The 17,001-nt window shown below is 68.1% G+C and carries 8 protein-coding genes and 4 tRNA genes; 4 read left to right on the top strand and 8 right to left on the bottom strand.

The window, feature by feature from the left end; all coding sequences use genetic code 11:
* The 4 genes from ASF87_RS17765 to ASF87_RS17360 form a co-directional block, all read right to left on the bottom strand.
* The coding region (locus ASF87_RS17765; protein WP_157550137.1) for a DUF7507 domain-containing protein at positions 1 to 10,390 on the bottom strand (10,390 nt) is incomplete at its 3' end.
* 206 nt (positions 10,391 to 10,596) lie between these two features.
* Positions 10,597 to 10,668, bottom strand: a tRNA-Val gene (locus ASF87_RS17370).
* 23 nt (positions 10,669 to 10,691) lie between these two features.
* Positions 10,692 to 10,762, bottom strand: a tRNA-Cys gene (locus ASF87_RS17365).
* Positions 10,763 to 10,815: 53 nt separating this feature from the next.
* A tRNA-Gly gene (locus ASF87_RS17360) sits at positions 10,816 to 10,888 on the bottom strand.
* Between the two features lie 152 nt (positions 10,889 to 11,040).
* On the opposite strand from ASF87_RS17360, the gene ASF87_RS17355 reads away from it, so the two are divergent.
* Together ASF87_RS17355 and ASF87_RS17350 are read left to right on the top strand one after the other, a co-directional pair.
* Positions 11,041 to 11,116: transfer RNA gene (locus ASF87_RS17355), tRNA-Val, on the top strand.
* Positions 11,117 to 11,370: 254 nt separating this feature from the next.
* On the top strand, positions 11,371 to 11,793 hold the full coding sequence (locus ASF87_RS17350) for a GIY-YIG nuclease family protein (RefSeq protein WP_235558988.1): 423 nt from the start codon (positions 11,371 to 11,373) through the stop codon (positions 11,791 to 11,793).
* A gap of 50 nt (positions 11,794 to 11,843) precedes the next feature.
* Here ASF87_RS17350 and ASF87_RS17345 read toward each other — a convergent pair whose 3' ends face one another.
* Complete coding sequence (locus ASF87_RS17345; protein ID WP_042540254.1) at positions 11,844 to 12,227, bottom strand: SPW repeat domain-containing protein; 384 nt, start codon at positions 12,225 to 12,227, stop codon at positions 11,844 to 11,846.
* 96 nt (positions 12,228 to 12,323) lie between these two features.
* On the opposite strand from ASF87_RS17345, the gene ASF87_RS17340 reads away from it, so the two are divergent.
* Positions 12,324 to 13,022, top strand: a complete 699-nt coding sequence (locus ASF87_RS17340; RefSeq protein WP_235558987.1) for a Pr6Pr family membrane protein — start codon at positions 12,324 to 12,326, stop codon at positions 13,020 to 13,022.
* Here the strand turns inward: ASF87_RS17340 and ASF87_RS18145 are convergent.
* The 3 genes from ASF87_RS18145 to zapE all read right to left on the bottom strand — a co-directional run bounded on the left by ASF87_RS18145 (position 12,968) and on the right by zapE (position 15,949).
* Complete coding sequence (locus ASF87_RS18145) at positions 12,968 to 13,312, bottom strand: type II toxin-antitoxin system PemK/MazF family toxin (protein ID WP_082508983.1); 345 nt, start codon at positions 13,310 to 13,312, stop codon at positions 12,968 to 12,970. The genes ASF87_RS17340 and ASF87_RS18145 overlap by 55 nt on opposite strands.
* A gap of 233 nt (positions 13,313 to 13,545) precedes the next feature.
* Positions 13,546 to 14,784, bottom strand: a complete 1,239-nt coding sequence (locus tag ASF87_RS17330) for an ammonium transporter (RefSeq protein ID WP_042540252.1) — start codon at positions 14,782 to 14,784, stop codon at positions 13,546 to 13,548.
* A gap of 115 nt (positions 14,785 to 14,899) precedes the next feature.
* Entirely contained in the window at positions 14,900 to 15,949 is a 1,050-nt protein-coding gene (gene zapE, locus ASF87_RS17325; protein ID WP_056377670.1) for a cell division protein ZapE, read from the bottom strand.
* Between the two features lie 145 nt (positions 15,950 to 16,094).
* On the opposite strand from zapE, the gene ASF87_RS17320 reads away from it, so the two are divergent.
* Positions 16,095 to 16,988 (top strand): sulfurtransferase, encoded by an 894-nt coding sequence (locus ASF87_RS17320; RefSeq protein ID WP_056377668.1) that lies wholly within the window; start codon positions 16,095 to 16,097, stop codon positions 16,986 to 16,988.
* Positions 16,989 to 17,001 lie beyond the last annotated feature (13 nt).

Raw genomic sequence — 17,001 nt, 5'->3', positions numbered from 1 at the left:
TCACATTGCCCGTATTCGTCACCACCACCGCATAATCGACCCTGTCCCCCACCACACCGATATCACCCTCCGCCAACACCCCCGACTTCACCGCAGACAATGCGGCCCCCGGCGTGATCGTGACAGTGGCTGCGGCAGTCGCCGGCGCGAGCGTTCCGCGCACCGGAGTGCCGATGACCGTGACGGCGTTCGACACGGCTCCGGCATCGACGTCGGACTGCAGAAGCGTGTAGGTGGCCGTCGCGGTCGCCGCGGCGCCGGGAGCGAGGATGCCGGGAGCGGCGGCATCCGGCCACGACATGCTGAGCGGGCTCAGACCGGCCAGCGCGTCGTCGAAGGCCACCTCGCTGATGGTCACATCACCCGTGTTGACGACGGAGAAGCGGAACTCGACGGTGTCGCCTGCCCGTCCGGTCGACCCTGCGGCGAGTGTGCCACGCTTCGTGGCCGTCAGCTCGGGGGTCGCCGCTGCGAGGTCGGTCGTGACCTCGGCCTCCGACGCGACATCGATCTCGGCGAGCGTGGTTCCGGTCGCGGTCGCGGTGTTGACGACCTCTCCGGCGTCGACATCGGCCTGTCCGACCGTGTATCGCGCGGTGGCGGCGACTTCCTGACCGGGCGCCAGAACCCCGCTCTCGCCGCTCGGCCACGCCCCGAACACGATGCCCGAGATCCCCTCGAGCTCGTCGGCGATGGCGATGTCCGTGACGGTCGTGTTGCCGGTGTTGCGCACGACGAATGCATACGTGATCGCGTCGCCGAGCATGCCGTCACCCGAGAGCTGATCGTCCTTCACCAGCTCGAGCGCAGGAGTCCTGGTCCGGGTCGACAGCGTGATCGTGTCGGATGCCGAGACGGTGGCATCCGTCGGGGTGAGCCCGGTGACGGTCGCGGTGTTGCGGATGCCCGCGAGATCCACATCGGCCTGACTCACCGTGTATTGGGCGGTCGCGCTTACGGAGCCGGACGGCGCCAGGCTGCCCGGCGCCCCCGGCCAGCCTTCGAACGTGATCGCGGAGAGCCCCGGGAGCGGGTCGCTGAGCGCGATGGCATCGATCGTGGCGGTTCCGGAGTTGGTGACGGCGAAGGTGAAGGTGACGACGTCGCCGACCACCAGATCGGTGTCCTGAGAGGCGCTCTTCACCAGCGTCAGCCCGGCGGTCGAGTCGATGGCGACGGCGGCCGGGGCTGACGCGCTGACGACGGCGCCGGACGGAGCCGTGCCACGTCCGGTGACGACACTGATGATCGAGCCGGCGTCGACATCGGCCTGGGTCAGGATCGTGGTCGCCGTCGCGGTGACGCTCGCACCGGGGGCGAGGACTCCCGGAGTGCCGATCCACTGATAGACGGGGGCAGTCGTCCCTGTCAGCGCTTCGGAGAGCGCGGCATCGGCGAGGGTCACATTGCCCGTGTTCGTCAGCACGTAGGTCCAGGTGACGGTGGAACCGGCCGCAGAGCCGGGAGGGAGCACCCCGTCGTTCGACACCGTGACCGACGGAGACGCCGCTTCCACCGGCACGATGCTCTGCGCAGAGGTGGTCGAGACGGGACCCTCCGGTGCGGTTCCCGACGCGGAGGCCGTGTTGAGCACGCGACCGGCGTCGATGTGGGCCTGGGTGATGTCGAGAGTCGCTGTCGCGGTGACGCTCTGGCCGGGATCGAGCACTCCGGTCGCTGCCGGCCAGTCAGCCTCGATGTTCGACAGCCCGGTCAGCGGGTCGGCGACGACGATGTCCGTGACGGTCACGTTTCCGGTGTTGCGCAGGACGAACGTGTAGGTGATGTCGTCGCCGAGACCGGCCTCGTTCGGCAGCGTGCTGCCGGCCTTGGTGAGCCGCAGCTCGGCGCGCTGCGCGCCGGTCGCCACATCGACCGAGTCCGTCTCCTGCACGACGGCGCCGGTCGGAGGCGTGCCGGTCGCCGTGACCGAGTTCGGCACGGATCCGTCGTTCACATCCGCCTGCGTGATCTCATACAGGGCGACCGCTGTCGCCGTTGCACCCGGCGCGAGGGCCCCCGGTGCGCCTGCGTCCGGCCAGGTGACGTCGAGCACGAGTCCCGGGATGCTGTCGGCGAGCTCGACATCGGTGAGCGTGACGTTGCCGGTGTTGACCACGACAAAGTCGAAGCGGATGTCATCGCCCGCCTCACCGTCGGCCACGCCGTCACCGACGACGGTTCCGGTCTTCGACACGTCGATGGATGCGGCGGGGGTGATAGTGATGGTGACGTCGTCGGTCTCGGTGACGGTCGCGCCGCCGGGCGCATCACCGGAGCCGCTCACCGCATTGTCGACACCGCCCGCATCGATGTCGGCCTGCGTGAGCGTGTAGGTCGCCGTCGCGGTGACGACCTGGTTCGGGGCGAGCGTGCCCTGCGCTGCCGGCCACGAATAGGTGAGCGGTGAGACCGCCGGCTCGAGGTCGTCGAGCGTCACTCCCGTGAGCGTGACGTTGCCCGTGTTGCGCAGCGAGAACGCGTACGTGACGGTGTCTCCGGCCCGCGCAGTGGCGCCGCCGGCGAGCGTGCCCTTCTTCGTCACCTCGATGTCCGGCGTCTGCGCGGCGGTCGGGGTGACGAGCGTGTCCGACGGGTCCGTCACCGCGGGGCCGGTGGGCGGTGCACCGGTAGAGCTCGCGGTGTTGGTCACCGAACCGGCATCGAGGTCGGCTTGAGTGATACGGTGCGTCACCGTCGCCGTCACGGACTCGCCCGGTTGCAGGGTGCCGTTGGCTCCTGGCCATGGGCCGTAGGTCAGCGGGCTCAAGCCCGAGGCGGGGTCGGACAGAGCGACGCCGGTCAGTGTGACGTTGCCCGTGTTGGTCGCTCGGAGCGTGTAGGTGATGAGATCGCCCAGCTGGCCTGAGCCACCGACGGATGCCGTCTTCGTCGTGAGAATGGCCGGCGAGCCGGCGGCCGTATCGAGGACGACGGTCTGCGATGTTCCCGAGACGACCGCTCCCGTCGGCGGACGACCCGAGACGGTCGCCACGTCCGTGATGGTGCCCGAATTCACGTCGCTCTGACGGACCTGATAGGTGGCGGTCGCCGTGATGGTCTGATTCGGAGCGAGAGTCCCCGGTGTGCCCGATGACCAGGTCCCGTAGCTGATCGCCGACAGGCCGCTGTGCGGATCCACGACGGCGACACCTGTGAGCGTCACGTTCCCGGCGTTGCGCACCGAGTAGGTGTAGGTGACGGTGTCGCCCACCGCACCCGAGCCGGCGGTGTACTCACCGGCCTTCTGGATTGTCAGCGCCGGGGCCGATGCGAGCGGCACGGTGGCCGAACCGATCGCCGAGGTCGCCTGGCCGCGTGAGGGAGCACCCGTCGCCGTCGCACTGTTGGACACAGCGCCCGCGTCGACATCCGTCTGACGCACTGTCGACGTCGCAGTGGCGGTCACCTCCCCGCCGGGAGCGAGAACGCCGGTGGTCCCCGACGGCCACGGGCCGTAGACGAGGTCGCTGATTCCGGGGAGAGAATCGGTGGCACTTACGCCCGCGAGCGTCACGTTGCCGGTGTTGCGCAACGTGACCGTCCAGGAGATGCTCTCCCCCGCCACGCCCGTGGCCCCCGCAGGAAGCGTGCCCGACTTCACGACCTGGAGACGTGGGTCTCCTGCGGCGGTCGGAGTGGTGACTGTTCCGGGTGCCGCGCTGACGGGCGTGCCGTTGGGCGATAGTGCGCTTCCGGTCGCGACGTTGACGATCGAGCCTGCATCCACGTCTTCCTGGGTGATGGTGTGGCTCGCCCGAGCCACCACCTGCGCACCGGGTGAGAGGATGCCGGACTCGCCCGGCCAGGTGTACACGAACGGCGTGAGACCCGCCATCGGGTCGTTCACCACGACGCTGCGGAGCGTCACGTTGCCGGTGTTGGTCACCCGCACCGTGTAGTCGATGACGTCGCCCACGGCACCGGTCCCTCCGACCGTCGCCGATTTCGTCGTCGTCAGCCCAGGACCCGCGGCCACCGTCGCGAGCGTCACGGTCGGAGAATCCGCTCCCACCGCGGGTCCGGACGGCGGCGCTCCGGTGACCCGCGCCGTGTTGCGCACGGTTCCTGCGTCGACGTCCGCCTGGGTCACGGTGTAGGTCGCGGTCCCCACGACCTGTGCGCCGGGGGCCAGTGTGCCTGCGGCACCGGGCCACGCGAGGGCGATCGGGGTGAGGCCGGCGTGCGGGTCGGTGAGGTCCACGCCCGTCACCGTGACGTTTCCGGCGTTGCGCGCCGTGAAGGTGTAGGTGATGACGCTGCCGACGGCGCCGCTCCCCTCGGTGTAGGCACCGGTCTTGCCGAGTGTGAGCAGCGGGCCGGCGATCAGCGGCAGGGTCGCGGCGGAGGTGGCCTGCACGGCGACCCCGCTCGGCGGGGTCGCGGTCGCCGTCGCCGTGTTCGCCACAGAGCCGGCGTCGACGTCCGACTGCGTCAGAGCTCGCGTCGCGGTCGCGGTGACGCTCTGCCCCGGCTGCAGGATGCCCGCGGCGCCTGGCCACCCCGTGAAGGTGATGGTCGAGAGTCCGGGCAGGGGGTCGGCGATCCCGACACCGGTCAGGCTGACGTTGCCGGCGTTGCGGATGGTGAAGCTGTAGGTGACGATGTCGCCTGCACGTCCGGTCGCCCCGGGCGCCAGGCTCGCGGCCTTGTCGAGCGTCAGCTGCGGTGCCGCAGCAGACGTCGGCGTGACCAGCTCGGCGGACGAGGCGTTGACAGCGACCCCACCGGGGGCCGTGGCTGCGGCCGACCCGCGGTTGCGGATCGACCCGGCGTTCACGTCGGCCTGGCTGATGACATACGTCGCGCGAGCGGTCGCAGTCTGACCGGGCGCGAGCACTCCCGCGGTTCCCGGCCATGTGACCGACAGCGAGGAGAGACCCGGCAGCGGATCACTCACCGTCACTCCGGTCAGCGTCTGGTTCCCGCTGTTGGTCGCCTGGATCGCGTAGGCGACGACATCGCCGACACGGTCTCCCGCCGCCGTGTCCGCGGTCTTGGTGACCGAGAGGCCCGGCGCCGCCGCGACCGTCGGCACGACCGCCTCCGCAGAGGTCGCACTCACGACCGCGCCCGCCGGCGGGCGGCCGCTGACGGTCGCGATGTTGCGCACGGATCCGGCATCGACATCGGCCTGACGCACGGTGTACGTCGCCGTGCCCGTGGCGGTCTGCCCCGGTGTGAGGGTGTTCGCGGCTCCCGGCCAGGTGATGGTCGGGGTGCCGAGACCCACGAGGTCGTCGGTGAGCGCGATGCCGCTGAGCGTCACGTTGCCCGAGTTGCGGATCGTGAACGCGAACGTCACGGTGCTGCCCACGTCTCCTGAGCCGGTCGTGATCGAGCCGCTCTTCGCGACGGAGATCGAGGGCGCTGCCGCGATGCGCACGGTCGATGGTGCCGTGCCGCTCACCGCAGCGCCTCGTGGCGGTGTGCCGGTCGCGGTGGCGGTGTTCGCGACCGCGCCGGCGTCCACATCGGACTGCGTGACCGCGTACGTCGCGGTGCCCGATACGGTCTGACCCGGCTGCAGGGTGCCGGCCGCTCCGACCCACCCGGTCAGCGTCACCGCGCCAGCGCCGATCAGCGGGTCGACGAGCGAGACACCGGTGAGGGTGACATTGCCGGAGTTGCGGACCGTGAAGTCGTACGTGATGGTGTCGCCCTCGACGCCGGTGCCCGAGAGAGTCCCGACCTTGGTCACCGCCACGGCCGGCGCACCCGTCGCCGTCGGCGTGGTGACGGCTCCGGATGCCGCAGACACCGTCGTCCCCCCACCCGCGCCGTTCGCCGTGGCGGTGTTCGTGACCGCACCGGCGTTCACATCGGCCTGCGTCACGGTGTACGGTGCCGTCGCGACGACGGTCTGTCCTGGCGCGAGCGTGCCCGCGGCGCCTGGCCACTGGTAGTCGAGGGTGCCGAGGCCTGCGAGCGGATCAGCGATGCCGACGCCGGTGAGCGTGACATTTCCGGTGTTGCTCGCGCGCATCGTGTAGGTGATGACGCTGCCTACTCCTGCGCCACCGCCCGCCGCGCTCTTCGTGATTGCGATCGCGGGCGCAGCGGCGATCGTCGCGACCGTCACCTCGCCCGACGAGGCCGTGATCGCGGCGCCCGTCGGCGGTGTGCCGCTCGCACTCGCGGTGTTCTTCGCCGACCCGGCATCCACGTCCGACTGACGCACCGCATAGGTCGCGGTCGCGGTCACGGTCTGATTTGGCTGGAGCGTTCCTGCGGCTCCGGGCCATGTGTACGACAGCGACGAGAGCCCGGCATGCGGGTCGGCGATCGAGACGTCCGTCAGCGTGACGTTGCCGGTGTTGCGTGCCGAGAAGGAATAGGTGATCGTGCTGCCGACCGACCCGTTGCCGGCGGTGACGGCGCCGGTCTTGGTGAGGACGAGGTCGGGAGCCGACGCCAGCGACACGGTCGCGGGCGCGGTGCTCGTGACGGCGGCACCGGTGGGAGGCGCACCGGAGCCGGTCGCAGCGTTGCTCACGGCGCCGGAGTTGACGTCGGTCTGGGAGATCACCGAGGTCGCGGTCGCTGTCACGGTCTGGCCGGGCTGCAGCACCCCTGGTGTGCCGCTGGGCCAGGTGCCGTAGCTCGGAGTGGATATGCCGGGCAGAGAATCAGCGACCGCCACCCCAGTGAGGGTCACGTTGCCGGAGTTGCGCAGGGTGAGGGACCAGACGATGGTGTCGCCGGCGCGTCCCGACGAACCGCTCTGCAGCGCACCGGTCTTCGTCGTGATGATTCCTGGCGCAGCGGGCGCGGTGCTCGTCGTGACGGTGCCCGAGGTGCTCGTGACCGGCGTGGTGCCGAAGGCCGCCGTCGAGGACGCGACGTTGCGCACCGACCCGGCGTTCACGTCGCCCTGTTTGATCGTGTAGGTCGCGACCGCGGTGACCGTCTGTCCTGGTGCGAGTCGTCCTGCGGCTCCCGGCCAGGTGTAGGTGAAGGCCGAGAGACCTGCCAGCGTGTCGGTGATGACGACGTCCGTCAGCGTGACGTTCCCGGTGTTGGTGGTGCGGACCGTGTAGGAGACGACGTCGCCGACCGCCGCCGCCCCCGAAGCCGTCGCCGTCTTCGTCGTCGTGCTCGCCGGGGCGGCCGTCGCGGTGTTCACCCTGGTCGTGGGTGAGGTCCCGGTGACCGACGTGCCGCCGGGGGTTCGGGCGGATGCCGTCGCAGTGTTCGTCACTGCTCCCGCATCGACGTCCGCCTGTCGCACCGTGTACGACGCGCGCCCCTGCACGGTCTGTCCCGGCGCGAGGGTTCCCGGCGTGCCCGGCCAGGTGTATGTGATGGCCGAGAGCCCCGCCAGCGGATCCGCGATCGCGACCTGGGAGAGCGTGACGTTGCCGTTGTTGGTCGCTGAGAAGTCGTACGCCACCGTGCTGCCGACGCCGCCGGTGCCTGCGGTGATGGATCCCGACTTGAGCATGGTGAGCGCCCCGGCCGCCGTGACGGGGAGCGTGGACGACCGCGTCTGCAGGAGCCGCGCACCGGTCGGAGGCAGCGCCGAGGCGGTCGCCGTGTTCGCCACCGCGCCCGCATCGACATCCGACTGCTTCACCGTGTACGTCGCGGTCGCAGTGGCGGCCTGCCCAGGCGCCAGCGTTCCCGGCGTCCCCGGCCAGGTGTACGTCAGCGCCGAGAGCCCGACGAGCGGATCGGTGACGGCCGCCTCGGTGAGCGTGACGTTTCCGCTGTTCGCCAGGCGGAACGAGTAGGTGACGACATCGCCCGCCCTGCCCGTGCTCCCCGGTGCGAACGTGCCGGTCTTCGTCAGGTTCACGGCCGGAGCGGATGCCGCGGTCGAGATGACGGACTGGCTGCTCGGGACCGTCAGGGTCGCTCCTGCAGGAGTGCGTGCGATGCCGCTGGCGGTGTTGCGCACCGCTCCTGCGTCGACGTCGGCCTGGGTCACGGTGTAGGTCGCGGTCGCCGTCACGCTCTGCGCGGGGGCGAGGGTTCCTGCCGTGCCTGGCCATGCGTAGGTGAGAGTCGAGAGGCCGGCCAGCGGATCGCTGATGGCGACGTTCGTGAGCGTCGTGTTGCCGGAGTTCCGAGCGGTGAACGTATAGGTGATCGTGCTACCCACGGCGCCCGTGCCCTGGGTGAGTGCACCCGACTTCGTCGTCGTGAGTCCTGGGGCCGACGCGATGGTCGCGACGGCGACCTGCGCGGAGGAGCCGGAGATTCTGGCTCCGCCCGGTGTGCGGGCGGTGGCGGTGGCGGTGTTGCGGACGCTGCCGGCGTCCACGTCCGCCTGGGTGATGGTGTAGAAAGCGGTGGCGGTGGCCGCTTGTCCGACGGGGAGGAGTCCGGCGGTCGCTGTCGGCCAGGTCATGACCGGTGGGGAGAGCCCCGGCAGCGGATCGACCAGCGACGCGTTGTCGAGAGTCACGTTGCCCGTGTTGCGCACCGTGAACGTGTAGTTGACTCGATCGCCCACCCGGCCGGTGGTTCCACTGGCGAGGGCACCTGTCTTGGTGACAGTCACCGCGCCCGCGGCAGCGATCGGCGTCACCCGGTTGGCGGATCCCGACGGGCGGATGCCTCCGTCGTCATCCCTGGCGTTGACGGTCGCGGTGTTCGCCACCGAGCCCGCATCCACGTCGTTCTGCGTGAGCGTATAGCTGGCAGTCGCGGTGACGGATTGCCCTGCGGTCAGGGTTCCCGCGGTACCCGGCCAGGTTCCGAAAGTGATCGCGGAGAGGCCGGGAAGCGGATCGCTGAGCACGATGTCCGTGAGCGTCGACTGCCCGGTGTTCGTGATCGTGAAGGTGTAGATCACGACATCGCCAGCGCGGCCGGTGCCGCCGGGAGCGAGCGCACTCGTCTTGGTGAGCCCGATCGCGCTCAGGAGAACGGTGGTGGTGTCGTTGTCCTGTGCGAGGAAGTCGCCTACCGCCGTTCGTGCTGTCGCGTCGGCCGTCGACACATATCCCGTCGTCGACGGAGCGGTCGCAGTGCAGGTGTAGGTCGTCGTCTGCAACGGCGCGAGGGTGAGCGCGCCGAGGCTGCGTGCGCAGTTGGCCTGGTCGTCGGTCACGACGATGTTGCGGAGCGTTCCGGCACCCGTGTTCGTGATGCGGATTGTGAAGGTCGCCAGTTCGCCCGATGTGCGCGACTGCGTGTCGGTCGTGCCGTCGAAGGTCTTCACGATCTGCAGGCCCGCCGTCGGCACGGAGAGCATCGCGTTGCGCAGAAGATACGAGTCGCCCGACGTGCCCAGTCGGAGGTTCACCGTGGAGTCGCCGGCGACGACGTTGGGCAGGGGAACGGTCGCGACGTCGACGCTCTGGTTGGTGAACGCGGTGCCCGCCGTACCTGTGTATCTGGCGGAGCCCACGGCTCGCGAGATGCCGACGTTCCCGGTCGCGCCCGCGGCGTTCGAGATCTCGGTGTACGGCGTCGCCCCACCGCGCGAGTACGCCGCGGTGTCGCCGGTGATGTTCCGGTCGCCCTCGAAGAGAGTGAAGCCGGCGCGGGTGCCGGCAGCCACCGCAGTGAAGCCGTTGAACGCGACGGTCAGGTCGGCATCGTTGGCGCCCTGACGGACGTGACCCTCGTAGTAGATGATGTTGTGCGGCACCGACGCCGGGTTGTCGGGGATGAACGTCCCGTAGTCGTACACGACGTTGATCGACCATCCCGCGTAGCATCCGGCGCCGGTCGGAGACCAGATGTTGCCGGTCGAGACGGTGATCTCGGAGCCGGTCGGCACCGACGCGAAGGCTGAGGTGACGTCCGCGCTCGCGGAGTAGTACAGGGCCGTGGCCTGGGACGCAGGATCGGCGAGCATGCTCTGCGGCGCGACGTTGACGATGGCCCCGGAGGCGACCTTCAGCTGCACGGCCCGGGAGGTGTACCCGGTGACGCTGCCGGTCGGCATCGTCGCGACACCGCGCGCGGCGGAGTACTGCGAACACAGACGGCGAGTGTCGCCCGTGTACACACCGGTGTTGGCACTCCAGGTGAGGAAGGCCTTCACGACGGTGGCACCCGCCGGGATGGTCATCGTCGCGCTGCTCGAGTTCGAGGTGAAACCCGAGACGGAGTTGTTCTGGGTCATCACGAAGTTGTCGTTGACGTTGTTCGTGTTGGTGCTCGATGCGGCGTGCAGATCGGCGCACGAGCCGTTCGTCGTGGCCGTCGTCGCCGAGCACGCGAGGACGCCGTTGCCGGCCATGATGAAGTCCCCGTTGACGTTGGCCTGATAGTTCGGAGTCGTGCCGGAATTTGTGCCCCACTGGACGACGGCGGCCTCAGCGGCCTGGGGCGGGGCGCCGAGGGTGAACCCGGCGGCGATGACGGCGATGGCGGTGATCATGGCGAGGACGGACTTGCGTCTGCCCCGCCCTTCACCTCCCCCGACCACCACGACCCCCCTCAGAGTCCGTCACGACCCGACTGTGGGAAAGCGACGTTTTTTCACACTACGGGAAAGGTTCCGTTGTTGACAATGATGCAGTTGTGACTCATGAGGAATCCGAGCGGCTCCGGGACGGGCTCCACGACCGTCTTCGCCGACTGATCGAATGCGCGTGCAGAAAACAAAAAACCCCCGGAAAACCGGGGGTTTCTCTGTGCGCGATACTGGGATCGAACCAGTGACCTCTTCCGTGTCAGGGAAGCGCGCTACCGCTGCGCCAATCGCGCCCGTTCGGGCTATTCAGTTACTGAGGTGGCGACGGGATTCGAACCCGTGTAAACGGCTTTGCAGGCCGGTGCCTAGCCGCTCGGCCACGCCACCGTGTGGATTGACCCCACGTGCGGAAGGCCTTCCGAAGAAGGCCCCTGCACTTGAGCGGATGACGAGACTCGAACTCGCGACCCCAACCTTGGCAAGGTTGTGCGCTACCAACTGCGCTACATCCGCGTTGTTCCCGGTTGTTGTCCCGGGCACTTATGAAACATTAGCCGATGATCGGCGACTGTCAAAACTGAAACCGAATCTCGCGCGTGTCTCCCAGCATGGTCAACTTCGCCTCCGACCGTCGGGTAGTATCGGTTGACGTACCCCACAGGTATGGGCGATTGGCGCAGTTGGTAGCGCGCTTCCTTCACACGGAAGAGGTCATCGGTTCGAGTCCGGTATCGCCCACCACAACCCCGCACACTCAGGTGTCGCGGGGTTTTTCGCACCCATGAGCGGATCGTCGCCCGGCACAGGATGACCACTCTGCTCGACGACTTCCTCTCGGGCGACCGCAGCCGCGGGATTCCGGCGGTGTGGGAGACCATCCACTCCCGGGATCGCGACATGCTCGACCCGCTCGTCGCAGCGCTTCCAAGACTCCGGCTCGCTGCGGCGCAGCTAGGCGAGGTCCGACGTCGGTGGCCGCCGGTAGCGTGCCGATCGTGTCGGCCATCCTGCTTCCCAGCCCCTGCTCGCTGTGCGGCCACGCGGAGGCAGTGCGCGTGGCAGCGGCGCTGATGTGCGCCTGGTGCGGATGGCGATACGGGGACTCGCCGGATCCCGGTCTGCCCAGGCCGGTGATCGAGGTGGTCTACTACATCCGCTATGACCGCCGAGTGAAGATCGGAACCAGCCGCCGCCCTCGGCAACGTCTCGCCAGCATCCGTCACGAAGAGCTCCTGGCCTTCGAGCGTGGCGGCCGGAATGTCGAACAGGCGAGGCATCGGGAGTTCGCGGAAGCCCGCGAAGGGGGCGAGTGGTTCACGCTCACCCCGATCCTGTCGGCGCACATTGCGGGGCTGCGCACTGAGGGCGAACCCTGGCAGCAGTACGCACGCTGGGTGAGCTCGGCGTTGCAGAACTGAAGCCCCGCACGGGGCCGACGTTCCGTGCGGGGCTTCAGAGTGCAGATGGATCAGGCGCGTGCTGTGGCCTTGACGCTCGCAGGCTGGGGCTGTGAGAACAGGACGACCAGGATCACGGCGACACCGACGACCACATGCGGGAGCCACACGTTGGGCGCCTCGGTCGAGAAGCCGAAGATCCAGGGCGAGAGCGCCAGGAACAGGCTCGCGACGATGTCGAAGACGAGGTGGACGGGCATCGGGATGAAGCCGAAGGGGCCCCATTCATACTTCGTGAACAGGCTGTAGACGATGAGGCCGACGCCGAGCACGATCGGGATGATCACGGCGGGACCGCCGACGTTTGCGAAGCCGAACAGCCACGGAGCAGCGATCAGCGCCACTCCGACGACGTAGTCGAGGATGCCATGGACCTTGGTGGGGATGAAACGCATGATGCCTCCTGTGATGTCGTCGCGTGCTGCGACTCACAGATGGTTCGCAGCGCTTCGCCGAACGGATTGCAGCAGTCCCGCTCGTACCCTGAACGGATGACGTCATCGCCGCCTGCCTCTCCTGGGATCGGAATCCTCCGTGTGCTCGTGGGCGGAGTGGTGGTCGGGATCCTGGTGTTCACGTATGTGATCGGAATTCCCCGTCAGGGAGCGAGTCTGGTCGACTACTTCGGCTACTTCACGAATCTGACGAGTCTGCTGACCTCTGGTGTCCTGATAGCGACGGGGCTGCTGACGATTCGCCGTCGCTCGATACCTGTACCGCTCACCAGCGCTCGTGCCGTGGCCGTTGCGTGCATGATCGTCGTGGGCGTCGTGTTCAACGTGCTGGTACCGGGAACCGGAAGCGCGCCGGCCTGGGTGAGCCTCGCACTCCACACCCTGTTCCCCGTGCTGCTGGTATTCGACTGGGTGCTCATCGGCGATCGTGCTCCGATGCCGTGGCGACGCCTCTGGCTCGTACTCCCGTACCCGGTCGCATGGCTGGGCGTCGTCTTGCTCAGGGGCATCACGGACGGCTGGGTGCCCTACGGATTCCTGCTGCCCGAGCGGGGCGGCATGTCTCTGACACTGCACGTCGCGGGACTCGTGGCGGCTCTCGTCGCATCCGGCTCGCTGGTGTGGACGCTGAGCAGAGTGCGCGGCTTCGAGACCCCCAGACGCTCGAAAGAGTCAGATGCTCAGGCGCTCGCCCAGCCGTACCGTCGTGCCAGCGCCGACGCCACGCGACCGTAGCGAGAGCGGTCGAGCGCGGCCGCTTCGCGGCGCAGACCGCTCTCGTGCACGCTGTAGAGCTGCTCGACATCGACCCACGACTCGCGTCCTTGCGAGTCCCAGTCTCCGGAACCGATCGACAGATAGTCGCGGTCGCCATCGTGGGCCTTGCTCGTCATTCGCACCGCGTAGACCCGATCCGCCGATTCGCGACCGATCACGAGCACCGGACGGTCCTTCCCCCGGCCATCGTTCTCCTCGTACGGCACCCAGGTCCAGATGATCTCCCCCGCGTCAGGCGCATAGCTCATCTGCAGGTCCCGGATCCTCTCGGGATCCACGCGCACCGTCGCCGTTCCTCGCGCACCTCTCGCGTCTGACGCGGCGGTACGCACCTCCTCGGACGTGCGCACACGGGAGACCGGGCGTCTCGGACGAGTGTTCGTCCGAGACGCCCGGTCAGATCCCAGTGCTGTGAAGAGGATCTCCGCGAGTCTTGCCAGGATGCCGTTCGAGTTGCTCACACGGTCACCCTAACGGGAGTTCAGGCGTCGGCCAGTGCGTATCCCTCCTCGCCGTGCACGACCTGGTCGACACCGGCGATCTCGTCTTCGCTGGTGACGCGGAAGCCGATCGTCTTCTCGATCGCGAAGCCGATGATGAAGGCGACGACGAAGGAGTAGACCAGCACACCGAGAGCTGCGATCGCCTGGACGGCGAGCTGGCGTGCGTCGCCACCGACGAAGAGACCGGTTCCGGAGGCGAAGAAGCCGAGGTAGAGCGTTCCGATCAGGCCACCGACGAGGTGGATGCCGACGACGTCGAGCGAGTCATCGAAACCGAGGCGGAACTTCATCTCCACCGCGAGTGCGCACACGATGCCGGCGACGGCACCGAGCAGCAGCGACCACCCGGGGGTCAGGTTGGCGCAGGCGGGGGTGATGGCGACCAGACCGGCGACGGCACCCGACGCTGCACCCACCGACGTGGGCTTTCCGTCCTTGATCTTCTCGATGAGGATCCAGCCGAGGATCGCTGCCGCCGTAGCGCCGAGGGTGTTCAGACCGATGAGTCCGACGCCGCCCATGTCCTCCGCGAGCCACTCGGCACCGGCGTTGAAGCCGAACCAGCCGAACCACAGCAGAGCAGCACCGAGGAGGGTCAGCGGAACGTTGTGCGGCTTGAGGATGCCCTTCTGGAAGCCGATGCGCTTGCCGAGGACGATTGCGAGCGCGAGCGCGGCAGCACCCGCGTTGATGTGCACAGCGGTACCGCCGGCGTAGTCGATCACGCCGATGCCGCTGTCCTCACCGAAGAGCGTGGTGCCGAGGTTCATGATCCAACCGCCGCCCCAGACCCATGCGGCGACGGGGAAGTATCCGACCGTGGCGAAGACGCCGGCGAAGATCAGCCAGCTGCCGAACTTCGCACGGTCGGCGATGGCACCCGAGATGAGTGCGACGGTGATGATCGCGAAGGTCGCACCGTATGCGACTCCGAGAAGTGCGACGTTCGACCCCTCACCGGCCGCGAGGCTGGAGAGGCCGATGTCGGCGAAGGGGTTGCCTGCGAAGGCGGTGGGGCTGTCGACGGCGCTCATCGAGAACCCGAAGAGGATCCACAGAACGGCGACGAGGCCGATCGAGCCGAAGCTCATCATCATCATGCTGACGACGCTCTTGGCCTTGACGAGACCGCCGTAGAAGAAGGCGACGCCGGGCGTCATGAGCAGTACGAGGGCGGTCGCGGTGATCGCCCAGGAGATGTTGCCTGGAGCATCCATAGTCAAACCTCACATTCGGGAAACTGAGAGCTTCAGTGTGAGGCCGCCCGATTTCCGGAATGCGTGAGGTTTGTTGCGGCGGCGTTACAGAGACGCCGCGTGTGTGAACATCGCGTTACGCGACACTGCGATCCGCGTGTGTAAGTGCATTGAGTCTGGAGATAGCACGCAGGTATTTCTTGCGGTATCCGCCGCTCAGCATCTCCTCCGCGAACACCTGGTCGAGGCTCACACCGGTGGCGACGATCGGGATCTGCGCGTCGTACACACGGTCGACGAACGCGACGAAGCGCAGAGCCTCGGACTGGTCCGTCAGAACTCGCACGTCCTTCAGGCCCACGAGGTCGAGTCCTGCGATGATCCGGAGGTAGCGCGAGGGGTGCACGCGAGCCAGGTGACGGATCACATCGGCGAACGAGTCGTCGGATGCGGTGCCCCGGCCGGCCCCATCCTCGATCGCGCGGTCGTACGCATCGTCATCGCTGACGACGGCGTGCCCGTCGAGAGCGCGCTGTCGGAAGTCCACGCCGTCGATGCGGATCGTCTGGAAGCTGTCCGACATCGCGTGGATCTCACGCAGGAAGTCCTGCGCGGCGAAGCGTCCCTCTCCCAGCGCGTTCGGCGGCGTGTTCGAGGTTGCGGCGAGTTTGGTGCCCGTCGGCACGAGTTCGCCGATCAGGCGCGTCATCACCATGGTGTCGCCCGGGTCGTCGAGCTCGAACTCGTCGATGCACAGCAGATCGGCGCCCTTGAGCAGGTCGACGGTGTTCTTGTATCCCAGCGCGCCGACCAGAGCCGTGTACTCGATGAACGAGCCGAAGTACTTCCTGCGCGCGGGCATCGCGTGATAGATCGAGGCCAGCAGGTGGGTCTTTCCGACGCCGAAGCCGCCGTCGAGATAGACGCCCGGTTTCGTCTCGGGCTCCTTCTTGGCTCGGCCGAAGAATCCACCGCGCTTCATAGGAGCGCCTCGTCCGGCGAAGCGGATCAGCGTCTCCTTCGCCTCTTCCTGAGACGGGTACGCCTCATCGGCGCGATAGCTCTCGAACGTGGCGCCGTCGAACTGCGGCGGCGGCACGAGGCTTGCCAGCATCTCGGGACCGGTGACGGTCGGCTGTCGCTCTGTCAGGTGCACGATGCCCGTGCGGGTGGGCGTGTCGGTCATCACGGTCCTGTATCGGGGGCGCACCTGTGTCGAAGTCTTACGAATCCGGTGCAGGGCGCGCGGCGTGGATCTATCGTCGAAGTATCGGCTCCACATTACGCCGTCACCCCTGCATCATCGCCGCTCACCGTCTGAGGAGATCCCTGTGGCCATCGAGTTCGACACCACTTCGTCCAAGTTCGCCGAGTATGCCGAGCCCGGTCGGCTCGTGACCACCGAGTGGCTGGCCGAGCGCCTCGGCACGCCCGGCCTGGTCGTCGTCGAATCCGACGAGGATGTGCTCCTCTACGAGACCGGTCACATCCCGGGCGCCGTGAAGGTCGACTGGCACACCGAGCTCAACGACCCGGTCGTCCGCGACTACGTCGATGGCGAGGGGTTCGCGAAGCTGCTCAGCAGCAAGGGCATCTCCCGCGACGACACGGTCGTGATCTACGGCGACAAGAACAACTGGTGGGCCGCCTACGCGCTCTGGGTCTTCTCGCTCTTCGGCCACGAGGACGTGCGACTGCTCGATGGCGGTCGCGATCGCTGGATCGCGGAGGGTCGAGAGATCACCCGCGACGCACCGCAGATCACACCGACGGAGTACCCCGTCGTCGAGCGCGATGACTCTGTGATCCGCGCCTACAAGGACGACGTTCTCGCACACATCGGCAGCCCCCTGATCGACGTCCGCTCCCCCGAGGAGTACAGCGGTGAGCGCACCACCGCACCGGCGTACCCCGACGAGGGCGCTCTGCGCGCAGGCCACATCCCGACTGCTCAGAGCGTGCCGTGGGCCAAGGCGGTCGCAGAGGACGGCGGCTTCAAGTCGCGTGCCGAACTCGATGCGATCTACCGCGACGGCGCCGGACTCGCGGACGGCGACGACGTCGTCGCGTACTGCCGCATCGGTGAGCGCTCCAGCCACACCTGGTTCGTGCTCAGGCACCTGCTCGGCTTCGAGAACGTCCGCAACTACGACGGCTCGTGGACCGAGTGGGGCAGCGCGGTGCGCGTCCCGATCGTCACCGGATCGGAGCCCGGATCCCTCTGACCGTGGGAGGATG

The sequence above is a fragment of the Microbacterium sp. Leaf161 genome (assembly GCF_001423645.1).
Classification (GTDB): Bacteria; Actinomycetota; Actinomycetes; order Actinomycetales; family Microbacteriaceae; genus Microbacterium; species Microbacterium forte.
This window is presented reverse-complemented; position numbering and strand designations above follow the sequence as displayed.